The 23784-nt window shown below is 44.6% G+C and carries 22 protein-coding genes; 12 read left to right on the top strand and 10 right to left on the bottom strand.

Annotated elements, in window-relative coordinates; all coding sequences use genetic code 11:
• Positions 1 to 24: 24 nt before the first annotated feature.
• Positions 25 to 801, bottom strand: a complete 777-nt coding sequence (yaaA, locus tag KDM92_RS00820) for a peroxide stress protein YaaA (protein WP_212682576.1) — start codon at positions 799 to 801, stop codon at positions 25 to 27.
• Positions 802 to 951: 150 nt separating this feature from the next.
• Between yaaA and KDM92_RS00815 the strand changes: the two genes are divergently transcribed.
• The 8 genes from KDM92_RS00815 to KDM92_RS00780 all read left to right on the top strand — a co-directional run bounded on the left by KDM92_RS00815 (position 952) and on the right by KDM92_RS00780 (position 7994).
• Complete coding sequence (locus KDM92_RS00815) at positions 952 to 1398, top strand: putative toxin-antitoxin system toxin component, PIN family (protein ID WP_212682575.1); 447 nt, start codon at positions 952 to 954, stop codon at positions 1396 to 1398.
• 223 nt (positions 1399 to 1621) lie between these two features.
• Positions 1622 to 2362, top strand: a complete 741-nt coding sequence (locus KDM92_RS00810) for a protein phosphatase CheZ (protein WP_212682574.1) — start codon at positions 1622 to 1624, stop codon at positions 2360 to 2362.
• Positions 2363 to 4168, top strand: coding sequence for a chemotaxis protein CheA (locus KDM92_RS00805; protein ID WP_212682573.1), 1806 nt, complete (start codon positions 2363 to 2365; stop codon positions 4166 to 4168). It abuts the gene before it with no gap.
• 123 nt (positions 4169 to 4291) lie between these two features.
• A complete protein-coding gene (locus KDM92_RS00800; protein ID WP_212682572.1) occupies positions 4292 to 5791 on the top strand; it encodes a protein adenylyltransferase SelO in 1500 nt (499 codons plus the stop codon).
• An 82-nt stretch (positions 5792 to 5873) separates the two neighbouring features.
• Positions 5874 to 6269 carry a peptide-methionine (R)-S-oxide reductase MsrB gene (gene msrB / locus KDM92_RS00795; RefSeq protein ID WP_230408102.1) on the top strand — a complete coding sequence of 132 codons (396 nt, stop codon included), beginning with the start codon at positions 5874 to 5876 and terminating at the stop codon, positions 6267 to 6269.
• 7 nt (positions 6270 to 6276) lie between these two features.
• On the top strand, positions 6277 to 6894 hold the full coding sequence (locus tag KDM92_RS00790; RefSeq protein ID WP_212682571.1) for a septation protein A: 618 nt from the start codon (positions 6277 to 6279) through the stop codon (positions 6892 to 6894).
• A complete protein-coding gene (locus tag KDM92_RS00785) occupies positions 6891 to 7166 on the top strand; it encodes a BolA family protein (protein ID WP_212682570.1) in 276 nt (91 codons plus the stop codon). The genes KDM92_RS00790 and KDM92_RS00785 overlap by 4 nt, the downstream gene beginning before the upstream one ends.
• A gap of 54 nt (positions 7167 to 7220) precedes the next feature.
• Positions 7221 to 7994, top strand: coding sequence for a peptidylprolyl isomerase (locus KDM92_RS00780; RefSeq protein ID WP_189344116.1), 774 nt, complete (start codon positions 7221 to 7223; stop codon positions 7992 to 7994).
• 167 nt (positions 7995 to 8161) lie between these two features.
• On the opposite strand, the gene KDM92_RS00775 is transcribed toward KDM92_RS00780, so the two are convergent.
• The 3 genes from KDM92_RS00775 to ispD form a co-directional block, all read right to left on the bottom strand.
• Positions 8162 to 8434: a DUF4404 family protein gene (locus KDM92_RS00775; protein ID WP_189344115.1), complete on the bottom strand. Its 273-nt coding sequence runs from the start codon at positions 8432 to 8434 to the stop codon at positions 8162 to 8164.
• A gap of 85 nt (positions 8435 to 8519) precedes the next feature.
• Positions 8520 to 9044 (bottom strand): 2-C-methyl-D-erythritol 2,4-cyclodiphosphate synthase, encoded by a 525-nt coding sequence (gene ispF / locus KDM92_RS00770; protein ID WP_329603109.1) that lies wholly within the window; start codon positions 9042 to 9044, stop codon positions 8520 to 8522.
• Positions 9041 to 9772: a 2-C-methyl-D-erythritol 4-phosphate cytidylyltransferase gene (ispD, locus tag KDM92_RS00765; RefSeq protein ID WP_212682569.1), complete on the bottom strand. Its 732-nt coding sequence runs from the start codon at positions 9770 to 9772 to the stop codon at positions 9041 to 9043. Before ispD ends, ispF begins: the two co-directional genes overlap by 4 nt.
• Positions 9773 to 9923: 151 nt before the next feature.
• Between ispD and mfd the strand changes: the two genes are divergently transcribed.
• Positions 9924 to 13364 carry a transcription-repair coupling factor gene (gene mfd / locus KDM92_RS00760; protein ID WP_212682568.1) on the top strand — a complete coding sequence of 1147 codons (3441 nt, stop codon included), beginning with the start codon at positions 9924 to 9926 and terminating at the stop codon, positions 13362 to 13364.
• A gap of 5 nt (positions 13365 to 13369) precedes the next feature.
• Complete coding sequence (serB, locus tag KDM92_RS00755; RefSeq protein WP_212682567.1) at positions 13370 to 14218, top strand: phosphoserine phosphatase SerB; 849 nt, start codon at positions 13370 to 13372, stop codon at positions 14216 to 14218.
• Between the two features lie 89 nt (positions 14219 to 14307).
• Here the strand turns inward: serB and KDM92_RS00750 are convergent, their stop codons facing one another.
• From KDM92_RS00750 to KDM92_RS00740, 3 genes are all read right to left on the bottom strand, one after another.
• Positions 14308 to 15036: an SIMPL domain-containing protein gene (locus tag KDM92_RS00750; RefSeq protein ID WP_212682566.1), complete on the bottom strand. Its 729-nt coding sequence runs from the start codon at positions 15034 to 15036 to the stop codon at positions 14308 to 14310.
• A gap of 77 nt (positions 15037 to 15113) precedes the next feature.
• A complete protein-coding gene (locus KDM92_RS00745) occupies positions 15114 to 16424 on the bottom strand; it encodes a M56 family metallopeptidase (RefSeq protein ID WP_212682565.1) in 1311 nt (436 codons plus the stop codon).
• Positions 16421 to 16825, bottom strand: coding sequence for a BlaI/MecI/CopY family transcriptional regulator (locus KDM92_RS00740; RefSeq protein ID WP_189344109.1), 405 nt, complete (start codon positions 16823 to 16825; stop codon positions 16421 to 16423). The genes KDM92_RS00745 and KDM92_RS00740 overlap by 4 nt, the downstream gene beginning before the upstream one ends.
• Positions 16826 to 17094: 269 nt before the next feature.
• Here KDM92_RS00740 and KDM92_RS00735 point away from each other — a divergent pair, with 269 nt between their 5' ends.
• Together KDM92_RS00735 and KDM92_RS00730 are read left to right on the top strand one after the other, a co-directional pair.
• Positions 17095 to 17793, top strand: a complete 699-nt coding sequence (locus tag KDM92_RS00735) for a glutathione binding-like protein (protein WP_212682564.1) — start codon at positions 17095 to 17097, stop codon at positions 17791 to 17793.
• Positions 17794 to 17873: 80 nt separating this feature from the next.
• On the top strand, positions 17874 to 19109 hold the full coding sequence (locus KDM92_RS00730) for a DUF2863 family protein (RefSeq protein WP_212682563.1): 1236 nt from the start codon (positions 17874 to 17876) through the stop codon (positions 19107 to 19109).
• A 180-nt stretch (positions 19110 to 19289) separates the two neighbouring features.
• Here KDM92_RS00730 and trhP read toward each other — a convergent pair whose 3' ends face one another.
• The 3 genes from trhP to typA form a co-directional block, all read right to left on the bottom strand.
• On the bottom strand, positions 19290 to 20672 hold the full coding sequence (gene trhP / locus KDM92_RS00725) for a prephenate-dependent tRNA uridine(34) hydroxylase TrhP (RefSeq protein WP_212682562.1): 1383 nt from the start codon (positions 20670 to 20672) through the stop codon (positions 19290 to 19292).
• Positions 20673 to 20762: 90 nt separating this feature from the next.
• Positions 20763 to 21662 carry a DMT family transporter gene (locus KDM92_RS00720; protein WP_329603108.1) on the bottom strand — a complete coding sequence of 300 codons (900 nt, stop codon included), beginning with the start codon at positions 21660 to 21662 and terminating at the stop codon, positions 20763 to 20765.
• A gap of 143 nt (positions 21663 to 21805) precedes the next feature.
• Positions 21806 to 23641, bottom strand: a complete 1836-nt coding sequence (gene typA, locus KDM92_RS00715) for a translational GTPase TypA (protein WP_212682561.1) — start codon at positions 23639 to 23641, stop codon at positions 21806 to 21808.
• Positions 23642 to 23784: the final 143 nt, after the last annotated feature.

The following is a 23784-nucleotide window of genomic DNA, read 5'->3' as shown; positions in this document are numbered from 1 at the left end:
AATTTATTTGAGGCTCTGTTTTTTTTAAAGCGCTTCTTTACGACGGAAAACATACTGCAACGCAGTAGACTCTTCCTCTACGAATTGGTAACCATGCTCAGCAAAATCTTTCAGCTTTGCGGCGTTTTTAATTTGATTAACAGCACAAAATCTCACCATGCTGCCACGCGCTTTTTTTGCAAAAAACGATATGACCTTGTACCGTCCGCTAGAATAATCTTGAAAAATTGGATGAATAACTGGGACGCTTAAGGCTTTAAGCTTAATCGCTTTTGCATATTCTTCTGAAGCCAAATTAACTAGAAATTTTGCGCCTAGCGTTTTAATCTCTGCATTTAAATGCGCAGTTAATTTTTCTGACCAATAAGCATATAAATTATTGCCCGCCACGTTTTTTAATGCAGTTCCCATCTCCAAGCGATAAGCTTGAATGAGATCTAAAGGCCTTAGCAAACCATACAAGCCTGATAGAATCCGCAGATTCTTTTGTAAATAATTAATTTCTTTCTTTGCCAAAGCTCGTGCTTGCAAGCCAGAGTAGACGTCGCCATCAAATGCAAATACCGCTTGTCTTGTCAGTTTTGGCGCTTCGCTATCAACCAGATTTGTAAAACGCTCCACATTTAAATTGGCTAAGCTTGGAGATATTTTCATCAAGGTTTGTAAATCGGACGCAGATAATTGCGAGGCAACATCTGCTAAGTAATTTACCTCATTTGGGAATTGTATTTCGCTGGACGTCTTTACGATGCTTGGTGAATCAAAATCAAGACTTTTTGCGGGGGACAGCAGTATCAACATAAATCAAAAATTAGAAGATTAAGTACAAATATCTCAGAATGTCAGCATTATTGAGCAATACTCAAAACTCTGAAAACAAATTCAAAAATCGTACAGGGCAATCATTGCGCACAAGCTCAAAGCTTGCACAATCAAAACAGGATAAAAATCATGTCATTTAAAATCGTGTTGGATACCAACGTCTGTTTAGACTTATTTGTATTCAAAGACCCACGTTGGCAAAAAATATTAGACGAATTAAATAACCACAAGCTGACAGCAATTACTCGTCAAGATTGCAGAGATGAGTGGCTGGCGGTTTTGCATTACCAACACTTACCAGTCAACGAGGAAAATCGCGCGCAAATTGTATCAAGTTTTGATGAATTGATTTGCGTAGAAGAAAATCCAACAAAGGAAATCAAGCTTCCTGTATGTAGCGACAAAGACGACCAAAAATTCCTAGAAACCTGCAGAGATGCAGGCGCGCAGGTTTTGATTACAAAGGACAAGGCTTTATTAAAGCTTGCTCGAAAAATACAGAACTTGAATCTATTCATTATTGAAACGCCTGAGAAATTTGTTGCGAGGCTAGTTGCAAAAGCGCAAGTTTCGTAACTAATTTCATTAAATACACAATAAAGTGATGACAAATTTTGTTGCTCGGGGTTATCCTTACAACACATAAGTCAGCTTGCCATCGATAAATATTGTCGAATGATTCTGATTAGGCAGCATCTATGCCTAGGGATTGATTTTGATGCAATTTCGATGAGCAAAAACACAAGACTTTCACGCGTGTTTTGCACCCCACGATTGGCATTTAGGAGAGAAAAAGATTATGACAGATTCAGCAGATGATCTAGATGCATTATTTGAAGAGATGTCCAGTCAGAGAGATACAAGTGCCCCAGCTACTCCTGCGCCAGAGCCAGAAGCGCCAGCACACGATCAGTCTCATAATAAATTGTCGCTCAATCTAGATGGTGGGCAAGCTGGAAAACCCATGTTTGATCGCTTGGGCAACCTAGTTCGTATGATGCATGATTCCATGCGTGAACTCGGGTACGATCGCTCACTTTCCGATGTCGCTTCACAAATCGCTGACGCGCAAGGACGCTTAGAATACGTCGCCACACTGACAGAACAAGCGGCCAACAAAGTATTAAATGCAACCGATGCTGGCATTCCTGAACAAGACGGTTTAGCGAAAAACGCCAAAGATATCGATGAGCGTTGGGCTGCCCTTTTCAGTGGCAAGATGAGTGTTGATGACTTTAAATTATTGGCTTCTGATTCAAAATCCTTCGCGAATAAAGTTGTGGCATCAACCGATGCAGAAAAAGCTCGCCTGCTCGACATTATGATGGCGCAAGACTTCCAAGATTTAACTGGCCAATTGATTAAAAAAGTATTAATCATTACGCAAGCAGTTGAACGCGAACTAGCACAAATCTTGCTCGATAATGCACCAACTGAATTGAAAGAAAAAGCCATTGAATTGATGGAAGGCCCGTCCGTTCCAAATGCGGCACTCGAGCAGGACGATGTAGACAACCTACTTGATAGTTTGGGTTTCTAAATGGATGACATGCTCAAAGAATTTGTCGTTGAGGCATTAGATCTGGCCGTCAATGTAGAGGAGCATTTGCTCTCTTTGCAACGAAATCCAGAGGATATGAATACGCTCAACGCGGTATTTAGATCTTTTCATACAATCAAAGGTGGCGCGGGTTTTATGAACCTGACGGCAATGGTGTCAGCCTGCCACTTAACGGAAAATTTATTTGATGCTTTGCGCACGGGTAAGTCGCCAGTCACGCCGATCGCGATCGAAGCAGCTTTGGAGGCAAGCGGTTTCGTTTCTGATCAATTAACTGCGCTCTCCAATGGTACAGATCCTGATCAGCTATCAACCATGCCCGCCGCACTGGAGCAATTGCTGAATGACGCAATTGAAGGCAAGTCAACTTCAAGTGCACCATCAAGCAAAACGACTGAACCTAAGGTAAGCAGTGCGGTTGCCGCGCCGGCCGCGCAAGTTGAAGTAGCGGAAGGCGAAGTTCCTTGGGAGGCTTATTACCGCGCCGTCACTCCAGCAGGCACCTTGCCTGAGCCGGCGGTGGTTAATCCCGTCATCAAGCAAGAGCAAGAAGCAGTTAAGTCTTCTCTGGCAAGCAATGAAATCAAGCAGAACGCGCCCGTTAAAGAAGAAAGTATTCGTATTGATGCAGTTAAGCTCGACGTTTTGCTTGAAGTTGCGGGTGAATCGGTGCAGGCAGCAAATCAAGCAGCTGTATTATTAGAGAAATTATCGCAGTTTTCATTTGATGGCGATGCTGCGCCTTTGATGACCGCGCTCACAGAGACGTTAAATCGAGCTTCTCGCTACTCCACCGAATTGCAACGAGCGACCTTAGCAACACGGATGCAGCCAGTAGGTCGATTATTCCAGAAGTTCCCACGTTTAATTCGCGAACTTGCCAAAGATCTCGGCAAAGAAGTCGATTTGGAAATTTCTGGTGCTGAAACTGAAGTTGATCGCGTGGTCGTCGATAGTTTGTATGATCCTTTAGTGCACATGTTACGTAATTCACTTGATCACGGTATTGAATCAAGCGAAGAACGTGCGCAAACAACCAAACCAGCTCGCGCCAAAATCTTACTCAAAGCATGGCAAGAAGCTAGCAGCGTCATGATCGAAGTGACCGATGACGGCAAAGGCATGGATGCCAATCGTTTGCGCGAGAAAGCCATCTCTAAAGGCTTAATTAATTCACACGAAGCGCGCAGCGATGATGAAGCGTTTCAATTGGTATTCTTACCTGGATTCTCCACCAAGGAAGTTGCTTCTAGTGTTTCTGGCCGTGGTGTCGGTATGGACGTGGTCAAGACGGCTGTCGAGAGACATCGCGGAGCCATCCGTATTAACTCACAGCTTGGTAAAGGAACGACCTTTATCATTCGCTTGCCTATCGAGCTATCGATTGTTCCAACGATGTTAGTGCGTACCGCAGGTGCCTCGCTTGCGCTGCCAATGTCAACCGTGCAACGCGTAGTCGAGTTGCCAGAAACCTTCGAAAGTGTTGGTGGCCAACCAGTATTGCGCGATCTCGGTCGTCCTCTACCTATCCGTTCACTTGGACAAGTATTGGGCTATGAAAAGAGCACGGAACGTGTCGGCATTGTGATTGCGGCACCGAATCCCTATATCATTTCTGTGGATTCAGTTGATGGCACTTCCGATTTAGTGATTAAACCTCTAACCTGCATTTCAACACCAGGCATATCCGGAACGGCACGCTCAGCTGAAGGTGAACTCGTCTTGGTGATAAGTTTGTCATTCTTGCTCGATGGCTGCAAAGTGGTAGAACGACTGAGCAGCTAATACGAAATCCTAGCAGTAAAATCAACAACGGCGGCTGATCATTCGATCTGCCGCCGTTTCAACATGAACTTGGCTTCTCTGTCAAAATAGCGCAAACCAATTTTTGGCACCGTCTTAAAATTCATGAATACTTCAGAATTAAAAACTCAACTCAATCTAAATTTTCAAAATCGTTTCTCGCGCTTGGGTTCGCAGTTTTATACGCACTTACAACCGACTCCAGTCAAATCACCGTATCTAATCGCGGTGAGTCCTTCCTTATTGAAGCAATTTGAAATTGATCCAGCTGTGACAAACACTCGGGATTTTGTCGAAGTATTTAGCGGCAATCGCGTCCATCACAGCAGCAAACCTCTGGCTACTGTTTATTCAGGACATCAGTTTGGTGTATGGGCAGGTCAACTAGGCGATGGTCGTGCGATCTTATTGGGAGATCTGAATGCAAGCCGCGCTCACGAAACACAATCAGACCTGCACGAGATTCAACTAAAAGGGGCTGGCACGACGCCCTACTCTCGGATGGGTGATGGGCGCGCGGTTTTAAGGTCTTCAGTAAGAGAATTTTTGTGCTCTGAAGCGATGGCTGGCTTAGGAATTCCAAGTTCACGTGCGCTATGCATTATTGGATCGGATCAATATACGATGCGAGAGATGCCAGAAAAAACAGCTATTGTTACGCGCACCGCGCCAAGCTTCATTCGCTTCGGATCGTTTGAACACTGGTACTACAATAATAAGCCAGAACAATTACAACAACTCGCCGATTTTGTGATCGACAACTATTATCCACATTTGAAAGAGCTGGCAAATCCATATCAAGAATTATTGAAAGAGGTTGTAAAAAGAACCGCTGAATTAGTCGCACAGTGGCAGTGTGTAGGATTTATGCATGGTGTACTGAATACCGACAACATGTCGATTTTAGGACTAACGCTAGACTACGGCCCCTTTGGTTTTATGGATGGCTTTGATCCAAGTCACATCTGCAATCACAGTGACTCGCAAGGTCGTTACGCGTATCAAATGCAGCCGCGTATCGGCCAATGGAACTGTCATGCTTTAGCGCAAGCGCTGTTGCCCCTCATTGGCGATGTCGATGCAGCCCAAGATGCGTTGTCTTGCTATGTAGAACACTATGAGTCATCTTACCTAAAGAAACTACGTCCAAAATTTGGGCTTCGTATCGAGTTACCTGGTGATCAAGATTTATTTGATAGCTATCTAGACGTCATGGCCACAACCAAAACCGATTTTACTTTAGCATTCAGAATACTTAGTAAAATCACCTCCCAAGCAAGCCCTCAAGAAAATGCCCTGCGTGATTTATTCATCAATCGCGATGAACTCGATCAATGGCTAATCAGATATCGCCAACGTTTGCAGCAAGAAAATTCGATCGATGCAGAACGATCGGTACAGATGAATTTAGTTAATCCGAAGTTCATATTGCGTAACTATTTAGCACAGCAAGCAATCGAAAAAGCAGAACAAAAAGACTTTAGTGAGATCAATCGATTGCGCCAAATTCTTGAGAATCCTTATGCCGAACAAAGTGAGTTTGAATCCTATGCGCAGCAGCCACCCGATTGGACGGCGCAATTATCTGTTAGTTGCTCGTCTTGATGCATACTATCGAGATAAAGAAATCTGAAACATCGAAAACGAACAGACATCGACCTCAAGTTAACTTATTGATCTAAAAATCATGGATAAAATCAAAAAAACAGATGCCGAATGGCGCCAACAATTATCTGAAATTGAATATCAAGTAACCCGACACGCTGCGACTGAACGTGCGTTCACAGGCAAATTTTGGGATCATCATGAGCACGGCATCTACACTTGTGTCTGTTGTGAGACGCCTCTTTTTGAATCCGACGCCAAATTTGATTCGGGTTGTGGCTGGCCAAGTTATTTCAAGGCGCTCAATCCACAACATGTAAGAGAGATCGCGGATCATTCGCATGGCATGACGCGCACCGAAATTGTGTGTAACATCTGCGACGCTCATTTAGGACACGTTTTTCCTGACGGACCTCCACCAACCCGCTTACGTTATTGTATAAACTCCGCTTCACTCAAATTTAAAGCAAAAAATTAACGCTATGATGAAATTCCTGTTTGACGTCTTTCCAGTAATTCTTTTTTTCATCACCTATAAATGGGGTGAAAAAAATGCAGAATCCTCACAACAATTAGCCAACCAAGTTTTGTCTCACTTCACCGCGGGCAATGGTGTCGGACTAGAACAAGCACCTATCTTATTAGCAACAGCACTAGCGATTGTCGCCTCAGTGATTCAGATTGGCTATCTCCTTGTTTCCAAGAAAAAAGTTGATGCGATGCTGTGGATCTCCTTCTTTATCATCACCGTGTTCGGCGGTGCCACCATTTATTTCCAGAATGATGCGTTCATTAAATGGAAACCGACCATTATTTACTGGTGCTATGGCGCAGCTTTCTTAATCAGTGATTTCCTATTTAATAAAAATTTATTGAAAATGGCGATGGGCGGGCAAATCATCATGGCAGATGCGATTTGGCGTAAATTAAATCTTGTGTGGGCGGTTTACTTTGTCGTTATGGGCGCACTCAATATCTATGTCGCTTTTCATTTTTCACAAAGTACTTGGGTCAGCTTCAAGTTGTATTCGATTGGTGCACTGCCCGTCTTTTTGATTTTACAAAGCTTTTTTCTTGCTAAACATATACAGGAACCCAAATGAGTACACGCGTGGAACGTATACAACAATCTCTAGAAGCGGCTCTTCAACCGACTCTATGCGAGATAACAGATGATTCAGCCGCGCATAAAGGGCATGCTGGCGCAGCGAGTGGAGCTGGACATTTCTCTGTGACAATTATTAGCGAAAAATTTGACGGTTTAAATCGCATTTCTCGTCACCGACTAGTGTATGATGCCGTTGGCGATTTAATGCATACGGAAATACATGCACTTGTTATCCAAGCTTTAAGTCCTTCAGAAACACCCAATTAAACATTTTTATTAACCGTTTTTTGTTTTACTTACTTTGTATTTTAGGAACAGATAATGACTTTTAAACCCGCTCATTTGCTGGTTGTACTTCTAGTAACCGCATTCCCTGCGATGGCGCAGAACTTGGCAACGGTCAATGGAAAAGCAATCCCTGCTTCAAAAGCAGAACCATTTGTAAAGCAAGCTTTGGCACAAGGTCAAAAAGACACGCCACAATTGCGCGCTATGATTAAAGACCGTTTGGTTGGTACTGAAGTATTGTTGCAAGCCGCAGAAAAAGCTGGCTACTCGAAAAATGAAGATGTCAAAATCCAAATCGAAATGGCTCGCCAACAAATTTTGATTCAAGCTTTGATGCGTGCGCACGTCGAAAAAAATCCAGTATCTGAAGCAGACATCAAAGCTGCATACGATAAATGGAAAGCACAAAATGGTGACAATGAGTACCATCCATTCCACATCTTGGTAGAAAAAGAAGATGACGCAAAAGCGATTATCTCTAAATTAAAAGGTGGCGCTAAATTTGAAGAATTGGCAAAACAATCAAAAGATACAGGTTCTGCAGCAAAAGGTGGTGACTTGGATTGGGTTTCCCAAGCCAACGTTCCTCCTGCATTTGCAACTGCTTTAGCGTCTTTGAAAAAAGGTCAATTTACTGAAACACCAGTAAAAACCGAAGTTGGCTACCATGTCATCAAATTGGATGATGTACGTCCATTAAAGTTGCCAACATTGGATGAAGTAAAGCAGCAAATCGGTGAAAGCTTGGTACAGGAAAAAGTACAGGCGTATCAACAATCATTGATCAAACAAGCTGTCATTAAATAATTCAACTATCAAGGCTCAACATAAATGTTTTGATGCCTCGATAGATGACACAACAAAAAAGACGCCTAGGCGTCTTTTTTTGTTTTTATGCGTTAGCTACGTTAGCCGCGTTTGCAAGCTAAGCTACTCAAGCAAGGCGGACAAAATAAATTGATTGCATGGCGAAACTACACACCCATTTTTTCTAACATACTGCCAAGCTCACGCAATGCAGGTTCCAACTTGGGATGTTTGCTTGCAAATTCGGCATAAATCGCGCGCGAACGATCACTCAATGCGGCATACAGCGGATCATCTGGATTCTCATCTTTCGCCAATACCGTTTCGATATCTTGATGCAGATGCTGTAACAAGGTGCGCATCTCAGCATCAACCTGTTCTGTGGTATGTAAGCCATCCTGTAATTGCTTTAACAACCCTTTTAACATATCGCGTTTCATCATTTTCTCCTTAGTTCTTACAATCACAAATTTGTTCACTCTAAGTGTCAATCAGTTGACTGTCTTGAGGGCAGCATAGGCACAATTAAAATCGTGTAGCTTTGTATAACAGCGCAACAGCTTCAGCAGCAATACCCTCTTCTCTTCCTAGATATCCAAGCTTTTCATTGGTCTTGGCTTTGATATTAACTTGCGCTAACGACACTTGCAAATCAGCCGCAATATTCGCAATCATGCTGGGAATATGTGGCGCCATTTTCGGTTGTTGCGCAATAATCGTGGCATCGAGATTTCCCAATAAGTAGCCACTTGCGTGCACACGTGCAATTGCCTCTCTTAACAGCACACGCGAATCCGCACCAGCAAACTTGGCATCAGTGTCAGGGAATAATTTTCCAATATCACCAAGTGCCGCTGCTCCGAGTAATGCATCAGTAATTGCATGCAGCAATACATCGGCATCAGAATGTCCCAATAAGCCCGTTTTGTGGGGAATATCAACGCCACCAATAATTAATTTACGTCCTGCTACTAAGGCATGACAATCATAGCCCTGACCGATACGAAATGGTGGTGGCATCGGGTTTGTTTGTTCTACATTTGAATTCATGATGCTTTGAAAAATAAGTTCAATAATTCTAGATCTTCAGGCAAGGTGAGTTTTCGATTTCGCATCGTCCCTTCGACCAATTTGGGGTGATATCCTATGGCCTCGATTGCGCTAGCTTCATCGGTAACTTCAATTGCCATGGTTAGTGCACGCGACAATAATCCTAGTGTGAACATTTGTGGCGTCTGCGCCAGCCAGAGATGTTGTCTATCAATCGTTTCGACCTGACCAGCGATACAACGCTTAACGGTATCTACGACTGGCAAGGCCAATAAGCCACCATTTACATCAATTCCAACCGCCTCAATCAATTTATCCACCAACATCGGTGTCAGGCCAGGTCTTGCAGCGTCATGCACCAACACTTGATCATGGTCTTGGAAATGACTAAATTGGCGTATCACTTCCAAGCCATTCTGCACCGTATCTCGTCTCGTAATGCCGCCACAGTTTAAGATTGTTAATTTTGGATCTGGGAGCAAGGCAGCATCAATATAGCCATCTTCAGCACCAACCACGACAAAAACATGCTCGATTTTTTCACACGCCAGAAAACAATCTACGGTGCGCTGCAATACAGTTTTTCCCGCTAAATTGAGGTACTGCTTAGGAATATTGCTCGCCATGCGCGCACCGATGCCAGCAGCTGGAATCAGGGCAATATAGCGCGAATTTTCTGTTGGCAAATGCTGGGACAAATCAGCTAAATCAGAAGATTGTTGGGTCATTTTCAGGATACAAGTAGCGCTGCTTGTGCATCGTTTATAATTGACGCTCATTTTAACCGCCAATTCCTGCGTCTGGGCTTTTTCTAGGCTTTTTGCAAGCCTCTTCCAGGCTGTTTTGCAGGAATTAGCAGAACTCCTTGCTTTACATCTAATGTCTTTCGATTTCATCAAAGCGCTACCCAAAGCTGGTCAACGATTCGTATTGCCCGCGACGCATGGCTCAGCCGATTCTTACGCAATTGCACAAGCAGCGGTCAAACTAAAGGCTGAACAACGGTTTTTAACCGTCTTCGTCGCCAGCCCTGCCGATGCGCAACGCTTGCTTAGCGAATTACCTTGGTTTGCTGCCGAACTACGCTGTCACTTGCTACCAGATTGGGAAACACTGCCTTACGATGCATTTTCACCGCATCAAGATCTAGTGTCGGAGCGTCTGGCGACCTTATATGAAATCAATAGCGGCAACTGTGATGTCTTGATCGTTCCAGCGACCACGGCATTAGTCAGAATGGCGCCACCCTCATTTTTGGCGGCTTATACCTTTTTCTTTAAAGTGGGGGAAACACTTAATGAAAGCAAACTCAAATCACAATTAACGCTGGCTGGTTACACCCATGTTTCACAAGTCATGTCACCCGGCGAATATTCGGTGCGTGGTGGTTTAATTGACTTATTCCCTATGGGTTCGGTGCTGCCATATCGACTAGATTTGTTCGGTGACAGTATCGAAAGTATCCGTACCTTTGATGCCGATACGCAGCGCTCACTCTATCCAGTAAAAGAAGTTCGGCTGTTGCCTGGACGCGAGTTTCCTATAGATGAAGCAGGTCGCAGCGCATTCAGAAACAGATGGCGCGAACAGTTTGAAGGCGATCCGTCTCGTTCCACGGTTTATAAAGACATCGGTAATGGCATCGCCTCTGCCGGTATCGAGTACTACTTGCCTTTATTTTTTGAATCGACCGCCACCTTATTTGACTATTTGCCCCAGCAAACGCATTACGTTTTAATTGGCAATATTGAAGAAGCGATACAACGCTTTTGGACAGATACCCGCTCGCGTTATCAGTTTTTAAAATCAGACAGAGAGCGCCCAGTTCTGGCACCAGAATCGATCTTTTTGCGTGACGAAGATTTCTTCGCCACACTTAAATCAGAGTCACGCTGGATCATACAAAATGGTGGAGCGGCATCGGAAGTTTCTAGCTTCTTACCCGATCTCGCAGTCAATCGTCGCGCCGATGACCCTTTAACGAATTTGCGCTCTTATTTGTTGCAAACAGATAAACGCGTACTCATCTGTGCAGAAACAGCTGGTCGGCGCGAGACCCTGCAACAATATTTCCGCGACTTTCAACTCGATATCAGTATCTGTGAGGATTACACCGACTTTCTCACAAGTAGCGCGAAATTAGTTCTGGGTGTTGCACCTATCCATGCTGGCTTTCAATTACAGGATATTGCCTTCATCACTGAGGCTGAGTTATACGCTGGTTCGGGCAAACGTATCGGTCGCAAGAAACAAGAAGCGGTGACACAAGTCGAGCACATGGTGCGCGACTTATCTGAATTAAAAATCGGTGACCCAGTTGTCCATAGTAACCACGGCATCGGTCGTTACATGGGCTTAATCAGCATGGATTTGGGCGAAGGCGAGACCGAATTCTTGCACTTGGAATATGCCAAAGATACCAAGTTATATGTACCTGTGTCGCAGCTACATGTGATCTCTCGCTATTCAGGTGCTTCTCCGGATGACGCCCCTTTACATACACTCGGTTCGGGTCAATGGGAAAAAGCCAAGCGCAAAGCCGCACAACAAATTCGTGATACCGCCGCAGAATTACTCAATTTATACGCGCGCCGAGCTTTACGTCACGGTCATGCATTTGAATATTCAGCGCACGATTATGCCGCCTTTGCAGAAAGTTTCGGCTTCGATGAAACCCCTGATCAAGCCGCAGCAATTAATGCGGTAATTAGTGATATGACTTCCGGCAAACCAATGGATCGCTTGATCTGTGGTGACGTTGGTTTTGGCAAAACCGAAGTCGCATTACGCGCTGCGTTTGTTGCGGTGATGGGGGGCAAACAAGTTGCTATCTTAGCGCCAACTACCCTACTCGCTGAACAGCATGCTCAAACGTTCACCGACCGTTTCGCCAATTGGCCAGTCAAGATTGCTGAATTGTCTCGTTTCAGAAGCGGTAAAGAAATCACGCAAGCAATTAAAGGCATGGGTGATGGCACGGTTGATATCGTGATCGGTACACATAAATTATTGTCCGATGACGTCAAGTTCTCAAGACTAGGCTTAGTGATTATCGACGAAGAACACCGCTTTGGTGTACGCCAAAAAGAAAGCTTAAAAGCCTTACGCGCCGAGGTTGATGTACTGACCCTGACCGCTACTCCAATCCCTCGTACCTTGGGCATGGCATTAGAGGGGTTACGCGATTTCTCTATCATTGCCACCGCACCGCAAAAACGCTTGGCGATCAAAACTTTTGTGCGTAGTGAAGGTGATTCTGTCATACGCGAAGCCTGTTTACGCGAACTTAAACGCGGTGGGCAAGTTTACTTTTTGCACAACGAGGTTGAAACGATAGAAAATCGTAAAGCGATGCTGGAAGCCTTGTTACCTGAAGCACGAATTGGGGTTGGGCACGGTCAAATGAATGAACGTGACCTAGAGCGCGTCATGCGAGATTTCGTTGCGCAACGTTACAACATCTTGTTATGTACAACGATTATCGAAACCGGTATCGACGTACCAAGTGCCAATACCATCATCATGCATCGTGCCGATAAATTTGGCCTAGCACAGTTGCATCAACTACGTGGTCGTGTTGGTCGCTCCCACCATCAAGCCTACGCTTATCTGCTGGTCCATGATGTGCAAGGCTTAACCAAACAAGCCAACCGTCGTTTAGAAGCCATTCAACAGATGGAAGAATTGGGTAGTGGCTTCTATCTCGCCATGCATGATCTAGAGATTCGCGGTGCCGGTGAAGTATTGGGTGACCATCAATCTGGAGAAATGCATGAGATTGGTTTCCAAATGTATTCAGACATGCTTAACGAAGCTGTACGTAGTTTAAAGAACGGTAAAGAACCCGACTTGGCAGCACCACTTTCGACCACAACCGAAATTAATTTACACATCCCAGCTCTCTTACCCAGTGATTTCTGCGGTGATGTACACGAGCGTTTATCGATCTATAAACGTCTAGCAAATTGCAACAAACTTGATGCTATCGATGACCTACAAGAAGAGATGATTGATCGCTTCGGCAAATTACCAGAGCCAGTCAAATCGCTATTAGAAACACACCGACTACGCGTTGCCGCAAAGCCGCTTGGCATTATTAAAATCGATGCACATAGCGAAGCCGCAACTCTGCAATTTGAACCACAACCGCCAATTGATGCGATGCGTATCATCGAGTTGGTACAAAAGCACAAACATATCAAACTAAACGGACAAGACAAATTACGCATCAGTGCCAACATGCCTGATCTTGCAGCGCGCGTTGCACAGATTAAGAGCACGATGAAATCATTACATTCGTCTTCCGCGCCCTCTAAATAATCAATATGAACTTAATCATACAAGGCTTAAATGCCGTCTTATCGCAGCATACGGCAACGGTGCAAAGTATCGCGACCATGTCGGCGGCAGAAAAAATCATTCCACTAAAAAGCAACGCAGTTCGTTTAGAAAATGTACAGTGCGATGCCTCGATACTGCAATCGATACAAGAACTTTGCTTAAACGCGCAACTAGACGTCTATCATGGTCCGTCACGCCAACTCAATGAATTTAAATTGGTGGCGATGGATATGGACTCCACTTTAATCACCATAGAATGCATAGACGAAATCGCCGATATGCAAGGTCTCAAACCACAAGTAGCCGAAATCACAGAAGCGGCAATGCGGGGTGAAATCGAGTTTCAAGAAAGCTTGATTCGCCGCGTTGGTTTGCTAAAAGGGCTGGATGCGTCTGCACTGCAAAAAGTTTATGATCAACGCCTACAACTCTCGCTCGGTGCTGAAAATATGCTTAAGCGAGTGCAACAAGCGGGCTTGAAAACCTTGTTGGTATCGGGCGGATTCACATTTTTTACAGACAGAATCAAATCCCGTTTAAATCTCGATTACAGCCATGCCAATGTACTGGAAATTGTCGATGACAAATTGACCGGCAAAGTGGTTGGCACCATCGTTGATGCCGAAGAAAAAAAACGAACCGTCGAAAAGGTTTGCCAAGAGCTTGGCATCAGCACCCGACAAGCGATTGTCATGGGAGATGGTGCCAATGATTTGAAGATGATGGGCGTCTCGGGATTGTCCGTCGCGTTCAGAGCTAAGCCCGTCGTGCGTGCGCAAGCAAATGTCGCTTTGAATTTTGTTGGCTTGGATGGGGTTTTAAATTTGTTTTGATCTCCTCTTTTCTTCTCAATAAAGAAGCCGGAGCGCATCACATAATCCGGCTTAAATTCCTATCAAGGGAGAGCAATAAAGAAAATAAATCAAGGCTTGATTCGAAATACGACTTCCACATTTTGTTTAAATTTCAGCCAAGCCGGCACAGCAAAATCTTTCGTAATCGGTTTATTTTGCACTGAAATTTCCTCTCTCTTAACGGCACCATCTAAACCCAATAATGTGGAAATACTTTTGAGTGGAGATTGAGAATCTCCATTCGCAACACCTAAACGTACTGATAAACCTTGCGCCAATCGTTTCGCATTTTCTTTGGCGTTGGCCGTCGCCATCATGACTAAATCCGCTTGAATCCTATCCATGTCGCTACGTCCAAAATTAATAGAAAAATTTCCCAAATAAGGTTTCGCCAATAAACTTGTGACGATGCTATTCCATTTTTGAATGTCTCTAACAATCACACGGAAATTACGCATCAAACGATATTTCTTTGCTGTCTCTGGCGTTTCCAAATATTCCACAGGACTCACATATTTTTTAATTTCTGCGGCTTCAATATCATTGGCATCCACCGCATACGATGCAAGCAATCCCATCACATCGGCAGAGCTTTTTTCTATCATGCTTAAAGTTAATTCGGGATCAGCAGAAAGTTCCGTCAGTTCAAAATCAATTTCACTAATATCTGGCCGCAGGCTCAAACTAGCTTCACCAGTGGCATGGATAAAAGGATAGTTTGGTAGTGATGATGCCAGCGCAAAATTAGTCAACACAATACACAGTCGGCTACAAATACTCTTTAATAATAGCTTCACGAATAATTCCAATCACAAATGGTTTTCATCGATACCATAAGCCTTGGGTTCAAGGCTTATGTGCCGCTTAAATTGAATTAATCGAGTTTCCAAACATAATCGACAAGTGACACTGTGGCTTGAGGAACGCCTTTGAACATAACGATCGTGCCTTTGCACTTTCCAGCTAATAATTTCCCCTTCACAGCATTATCGAGATTTGGCCAGCCACTCGACTTCAACACGTCAACTTTTTCAACACGACCATCAGTCGCCATGAAAACTTTTAGTCTAGTTACTCCAACCTCCTTCGTCGCTAGAGATTCTTTGGGGTATTCTGGGGTACAACCATCATTGAGGAAATTCAACCTTCCCATAAATTCCTTAGCTGGAACCACTTGATTAGATTTAGCTGTCTGGATCGGAGCTACATTTGCGTGCGCCGCCAAACCAAGGCATGCTGCACTAATCCCAATCACAGTAACCGCGGTTTTCCAACTGATACTTTGTGCTTCTGGACGCACTAATCGTTTAATTCTTAACATAAGATTTCCTCCATGTGCCGCTTGGGCGAGTTGAGGGGTTGTGAATTGGAGATATTCCAATTCTTGTAATGCAAGTGCTAGACGCCGCGGTTCGCCGAGCATACTTGCCGCTAAATCATCCGCAATGTTCTCGCGTTCAATACGGATTCTCTTTGAAATCCACCATACAGCTGGGTGGAAAAACAAAACCATTTCAATCAGATTTTGAATAAAGTTGACCAGATAATCGAAGCGCGAAATGTGGGCTAATTCGTGCGCGATCAGCGCTTCCAGGTAGCTCGGCGTCATGCCAGTAATAAGTGACGCAGGAATCAAAATCATCGGGCGTATCCACCCTATCGTGATCGGGCTATCTAGTTCTTCGACAATACGCACAAGCACAGGCTTGGCGATCTGAAAATGCGCAGCTAGCTGATCGGTTTTTTGCTGCCAATAAGGATCACTGACACCTCGCTCTCCGTTGCTATACGACCGTAACCAAACGACGCCGAGCAATAGTCGCAAGCCAAGCATGGCAACCACTATCGCCCATACGATGACGATGAGATCAATGTGCAGCTGAAACCATATCTGCACTTGTTCAGCCCAACTTAACGCTGTTTTAGCTTCAGCAAAACTACTAGGGATCACTTGCGCACCAATAAACTCAACTGTCGGTTGTAAGCTTGTTAGCACTTCCCAAATCGGCACAAGAACACATGCTACTAGACTGAAACATGCAATCAAATAACGTGTTTGTGCACGAGCATTCCTGCTGATTTGTAGCAAAAATGCTGTAGCTAGAGCAATCGCAAGTCCTTGCCAGAGAAAATGAATCAGCGCCCAACCAAGCGCATGCGTGATGATTTGGAAGTCGAAATTCATTTATCATCTCCATGCAAGAACTTTTGAATTTCTTCACGCTCTTCTTTGCTAACGTGCGACCGCAATGCCGCCAACACCAAAGCTTTGGCAGAACCAGAAAATGCTTTTTGAATTAAATCTTTCACTAGATTGGTCTGCAAAGTATCTTGTTCTTCGACAGCGGCATACACATGCGCTTTTTGACTTTCATCACGTCGCAATTGTCCTTTACTGTGCATCACTTGAAGCATGCGTAAAACCGAGGCATAAGCGATTTCTGGTCGCTCTTTCATTGCTGCTTCGTGCACTTGTTTGGCGGTAGCTGGACCGAGAACCCACAGCAAACGCATTAGCTCCATTTCAGCAGCCGTTGGTTTCGGTGGGCTAGATTTCTTTGTGTTGCTAACGTCATTTTTTTTCATGGGAACTCAGAATAATGTAGATCGATTTGTCTAGATAAAATTTAACTCTTTTGGTTTTTAATTTGTTTTGTTGTTTTAATACATAGATCGAATCTGCCTTTATCTACTGCTGGCCGCACTTCAAACTTCTGAGCGCACTAACACCAGCGTCAACAAAAGGATTGAAAGAACCTGAATTCTGAATCGCGAGACTCAGGATATAATCAATGCGAATAGTCAATTTCCAATTCGCGCTAATGAAGCACGAGCAACTACAGGAGGATCTTGCAATGATTGATGTTTATTCTTGGCCCACGCCGAATGGCCATAAAGTCCATATCATGCTTGAGGAATGCGGTTTGAGCTATCGCGCGATTCCAATTGATATCGGTGCCGGAGATCAATTTAAACCTGCGTTTCTGGGCATTTCGCCAAATAATAAAATCCCGGCCATCGTCGACGCAGATGGCCCGGATGGAAAGCCCATCGCCTTATTTGAATCCGGTGCGATCTTGATTTATTTAGCTAGCAAAGTTGGACGATTCCTAGGACAAAGTGATCGAGAAAAATATCAAACTTTGCAGTGGCTGATGTTTCAAGTTGGTGGTTTTGGCCCGATGTTGGGGCAGGCACACCATTTTCGGATTTATGCGCCGGAGAAAATTGATTACGCTTATGATCGTTATACCAATGAAGCGAAACGACTTTATCAAGTGCTAGAAAATCAGTTGGCACAACAATCCTATCTTGCCGGCGACAACTACACAGTTGCTGATATTGCTTGTTTCCCGTGGGCTCGCTCAGCAGCGAATCAGGGAATTGACTGGGCAGATTACCCTAATACAAAACGTTGGTTTGATCAGATTAATGATAGACCTGCGGTAAAAAAAGCGCTTACCGTACTTGCAGATTATCGAAAGCCTTTAACCGATAGTAAGGCAAAAGATATCTTGTTTGGCCAAACACAATATGCGAAAAAAATAGCGTGATTTAATGCTGTTTTTTTGCGATTGATTTGCCATAAACATCTGCGCCAGCACTACAAACTCGATGAGGAATAAAAACAATTATGCGACGCGCACCGAAAAAGAAAATTCAAAAACTAGCTGGCGATGCACTACGTATCGCCAATCTCTCACAAGCGATCTCGCAGGCGGGTAGCCGGCTTGAGGATAATGATTGGCAATCCTTACTCGATACGCTTATTGCTAAAATTTTAGAGGCCAAACACCAATCTATTTTGGATGCTGCGGCTGAACACGTCTTTACCAATCAAGCGGACGCTTATGAAGTATTGATCGAAGCGATCGAGTCGATCGCCACTTCAGGACAAATCAAAGACGGCGATACTAGCTATGATATCTTGTTGGTGGCAGCACCAATCTTGGCGTGGAGTCGATTTGATATCGCTTCGGGCTCGATTCCTACAAATTTGATCAAATCATTAACCACGAGTTGGCGAGAATCTTTGCTATGCAAGGGTGTTCAAGTTTGCATCTTGCCTAACTTGTTCTCAATCGACCAATTACCGCAAGATCATTGTGCGGTTAACGAATTATTACACCAGACTGCGCAGCATTTTTTACAAAATAAAGCAATCATTGCACCGAAAGATTTGCCAAAAACCGTTCCGTTTTTGGCCGATAGTCGTTACTTGCTTGGGGTAATTCTCGCACCAAGCAATGCGCCACTGTTTCAGTGGCAAATGACTCCCTCACCTTTCGACATCAGCAAAGCCAAAGAAGCCGCTTTACTGTTATGGAAACAAAGAGCCCATGCAGATATTGCACATTTGCTTCCGGGTTGCGGTTTTGAATTTTTGCTACCAGAAGCCTACTACTCAGCCTGCAGAGAAGCGGATATTTTGGTACGCCCGATATCTATTCGCGCCACGGTATTCTATTTATGCCAAACACTGAACGTAGAGGCCAGCGAGTTAAGCGCGATCGTTGGTCGCTTCGGTCCAGAGACACATCCTGGTCAAGTCGATGAGATTCGAGTTGGCTTCACTTTGAAAAAAGCATCTGAAATTATTTATGGCGTGATCTGGCCACTGTATCAGCAAGAAGATGAAATTCATGCCTTGGTTGGACCATCCAATAGCACGATGGATGAACGTGAAGGAGAAATTCCAAGATTATTGAAAGAAAGTGGTATTAGCCAAGTTCTGATCTTAGAAGACATTTTTGGTTTGGAATTTTGTGAAGACTGCCAAGCGCCACTTTACGCCGATGCGGAAGGCGATTTGGTTCACCCTGAAATGCCTGAGGATGCACCGCCTGAAGGCTCTGTGCACTTACACTAAAGTTCAATTCGATACGTATCGCACCTATCGAAATTATCTTATCAAAATTTGCTAATAAAAATGGGCTGCAACTTGCTTCCACAAGCAGCAGCCCATCATCATTGTGGCAGAAATGTTTTACTTAACTCTTTACCCAAATCTGCCACTCAGTTATTCGCCTACCTCTATCGACGCGAGCAATTACAGCATGCGCGCTAACAAAGCTTTGTCATATTTTGCATCAAGTGGAATGCGCACTTTGTGGCCTGCACCACCAATTACATCAATTGCTTCATTGTGCTTATTTCTCATTTGCGCTAAATCGATAATTTCATTGCCACTTGGATGAATGACCTCGATCTTATCGCCCACCGCAAAGCGATTTTTCACCTCAACTTCAGCCCAGCCATCTTCAATTGCCAGCACATTGCCCACATACTGGCTACGGTGCGCTTTTGATACGCCTTCCATATAATTTTGATGATCTTGCGTATGATGACGTTGATAGAAACCATCGGTATAACCACGGTTTGCCAAGCCATCCAGTTCACCCAATAAACGTTCGTTAAACGGACGTCCAGCAACTGCATCATCAATCGCGCGACGGTATGCTTGCGCGGTGCGAACCACGTAATAAAGCGACTTAGTACGACCTTCGACTTTCAAAGAATCGACGCCAATTTTAGTTAAACGCTCGATATGTTCAATCGCACGTAAGTCCTTAGAATTCATAATGTAAGTGCCATGCTCATCTTCTAAGATAGGCATAAAACTACCTGGTCGCCCGGCCTCTTCGATCAAATAAGGACGATCAGCAAGTGGATGGCGCTGCATATCGCCCATCGCAGAAAATGACTGATTCGCTTCTTCCAAGGCCTTGTTGAAATCGAATTTAATTGTCTCGACTGGAATGCGTTGCAAATCACCAGTCTCGTTCTCCGTCGCATTTTCAACTTTGTAATCCCAACGGCATGAATTGGTGCAAGTACCTTGGTTTGGATCGCGATGGTTGAAGTAGCCAGACAATAAACAACGACCGGAGTAAGCGATACACAAAGCGCCATGGACGAATACTTCCAATTCCATTTCTGGACAACGTTGCTTGATTTCTTCAATCTCGTCTAAAGATAATTCGCGCGATAAGATCACGCGCGTTAAACCCATTTTTTGCCAGAACTTGACGTCAGCCCAATTCACCGCATTCGCTTGCACGGACAAATGCACGTTCACTTCTGGCCATTTTTCACGCACCATCATGATCAAACCTGGGTCCGCCATAATCAAAGCATCAGGCTTCATGGCGATGACTGGTTCCATATCATTCAGATAGGTTTTCAGTTTGGAGTTATGTGGAAAAATATTGCTCGCCACAAAGAAAGACTTACCACGTGCATGCGCACCCTCGATGCCTTGCTGCAAAATATCCAGCGTCGAGAACTCATTGTTTCGCGCACGCAAACTGTAACGCGGTTGACCTGCATACACCGCATCTGCACCAAAATCAAAGGCGGCATGCATTTTCTCTAAAGAGCCGGCAGGCAACAAAAGTTCTGGCGATTTGAGTAAACTAGATGAATTCGACATAGCAACACCATTTAAAAACAGCGACTTTCCACATCAAGCAAGCCGCGAAAGATTAATAAAAATTTTTGAGATCAGACAAACTCAAACGCACTAACGTGAAGAAGTTTGATTTTTCAACTTATCCTCACGGAACGCCATAACCTCATTAAAGATCAAAGCGCCAAGGACGATACTGCCACCAAGTAGCGTTGCTTTAGCAGGTTCCTCACCAATCGCCAGCCAAACCCAAAATGGCCCCAACACCACTTCCAGCAGAGACAACAATGAAATTTCAGGCGCGCTCAAGCCTTTCGCTGCATGCACCATGATCATACAAGGCAAGCCCAACTGAAATACGCCCAAGGTCGCTAAAATCAAGATGTCATGATTCGATGCGGAAAATGGCCAAGCAAACGGCAGCATCAATAAGGCAGAAATCACACCACCGACAAGCACCGCCGGAATTAAGTCGACGTGCTGTCCGCCTTTCTTCAGAATGATCACATTCGCCGCAACGGCAAAAGGCACACACAGAGCCAGCATCACACCAATCAAGCCACGACCGTCGAGTTTGGAAAAGCCATCTACAAACATCCACAGCATGCCAACGAATGCGACCAAAATTGCTAACCACGTGCGATTGGGAATTTTTTCAGCCAAAAAAATCCACGCAAAAATCGCTGTCAGCAAAGGTGCAAAACTTTCGACGATCAAAGCATTCGCCACGGTCGTCATGGTTAAAGCCAACATGAAACAAGTGAACATCGCTGCCCACATAAAACCTGATGCTAGTCCATAAGCACCGAGGCTCATTATTTTTTTTGCTAGCTGTGACTTGTGTTGCCAAGCCAATACGGCGAGCACAAAAATCGCGGCAAAAAAACTTCGCCAAAAACTCACTTCAAATCCACGTGCAGATTCTAGTTGACGTGACAAGACACCGGCAGTGCTCCACATCGTCGGCGCAATGATCATCAAAAGTAAAGCTGTTTTGTGGCTAGGTTGGCGCACGCAAATACTCCAAAATAGAAAGCAGAAACCCGCTTGACAAAGAATCAAGCGGGCTTCTTATTACTTTACGTAAATCGAATAAAATTTTTCACTGACTTACGACAAGCGACAATATGAATGAGGAACTTATCCTCAAACGCATATTACGCCTCGCGAGATGCCTTCTTACGCTCGTGTTCTTTCAAGAAACGCTTGCGCAAACGAATGCTCTTCGGTGTGACTTCGACCAATTCATCATCTTCAATGAATTCAACCGCGTATTCCAAATTCAACTGAATTGGTGGTACCAAACGTACCGCTTCGTCTGTACCGGACGCACGCACGTTCGTCAATTGCTTACCTTTAACTGGATTCACAACCAAGTCATTGTCGCGAGAGTGAATACCAATGATCATGCCTTCGTACACTGGATCGTTGTGGCTGACAAACATACGGCCGCGATCTTGCAACTTCCAAATCGCGTAAGCAACAGCAGCACCATCTTCTTGAGAAATCAACACACCGTTACGACGGCCAGCCAATTCACCTTTGGTATTGTCTACTGGAGCGTATTCGTCGAAGACGTGGCTCATCAAACCAGTACCACGCGTCAAGGTCATGAATTCGCCTTGGAAACCAATCAAGCCACGTGCTGGAATATGGTATTCCAAACGAACACGACCTTTACCGTCCGGTTCCATGTTTTGCAAGTCGCCACGACGACGGCCGAGCTCTTCCATCACGCCACCTTGGTTGACTTCTTCAACGTCGACCGTCAAGTTTTCGTATGGCTCATAACGTACACCATCAATCATTTTGAAAACAACGCGTGGACGAGACACTGCCAACTCGAAACCTTCACGACGCATATTTTCGATCAAAATCGTCAAGTGCAATTCACCGCGACCAGAAACTTCGTATGTGGAATCGTCGCCCTCAGCTTGCACCACGCGCAATGCCATGTTGGACTTCAATTCACGCTCTAAGCGATCACGAATTTGACGTGTCGTGACGAACTTACCTTCACGACCAGCCAATGGCGAAGTATTGACCATGAAGTTCATGGTCAACGTTGGTTCGTCAATTTTCAACATTGGCAAACCTTCTGGTGTGTCAACCGCACACACTGTGGAACCAATCGCCAACTCTTCGATACCGTTGATCAAAACGATGTCGCCGGCATAGGCTTCTTCAACTTGGACACGATCCAACCCTTTGAACGTCAACACTTGATTGACGCGCGCCTTGGTTGGTTTGTCCTCTGGACCATTCATCCACACGACGTCTTGACCACCACGAATACGGCCACGCAAGATACGGCCAACACCAATCTTACCGACGTAAGAAGAGTATTCCAAAGACGTGATCTGCAATTGCAATGGACCATTTGGATCATCTTCACGTGCTGGAACGTATTTCAAAATCGCGTCAAATAACGGTTCCATATTACCTTCACGCACTGTGTCTTCGAGACCAGCGTAGCCTTTGAAACCAGAAGCGTAAACGATAGGGAAATCTAATTGTTCATCCGTTGCGCCGAGTTTGTCGAACAACTCAAATGTTGCATTCACCGCTTTTTGCGGATCCGCATTTTCACGGTCAATCTTGTTCACAACCACGATAGGCTTCAAACCTAATGCCAAAGCTTTACGCGTAACGAAACGGGTTTGCGGCATTGGACCTTCTTGCGCATCCACTAGCAACAAAACACTGTCAACCATGGACAATACACGTTCAACTTCACCGCCGAAGTCAGCATGGCCCGGGGTATCAACGATGTTGATATGAGTGCCTTTGTATTCAACTGCACAGTTTTTGGAAAGAATCGTAATACCGCGCTCTTTCTCAATATCGTTGGAGTCCATAACGCGATTATCAACTTGTTGATTATCACGGAAAGTGCCAGATTGACGCAGCAATTGATCCACCAGCGTTGTTTTGCCGTGGTCAACGTGAGCGATAATGGCGATGTTGCGAATAGCGCGAATATTGTCGGTCATGATTGTGTTTAATTAGAGGTAATTCGGATAACCCGCGATTATAGCATGTTGCAATGCAAAACTTACGTCTCGATTACAAACAATGCAGATATTTTCGTCATTATTTCAAAGACTTACTACTAAATGATGACAGAAAGTCGCAT

It is taken from the genome of Affinundibacterium baiyunense (genome assembly GCF_018139645.1).
GTDB lineage: Bacteria > Pseudomonadota > Gammaproteobacteria > Burkholderiales > Burkholderiaceae_D > Undibacterium > Undibacterium baiyunense.
This window is presented reverse-complemented; position numbering and strand designations above follow the sequence as displayed.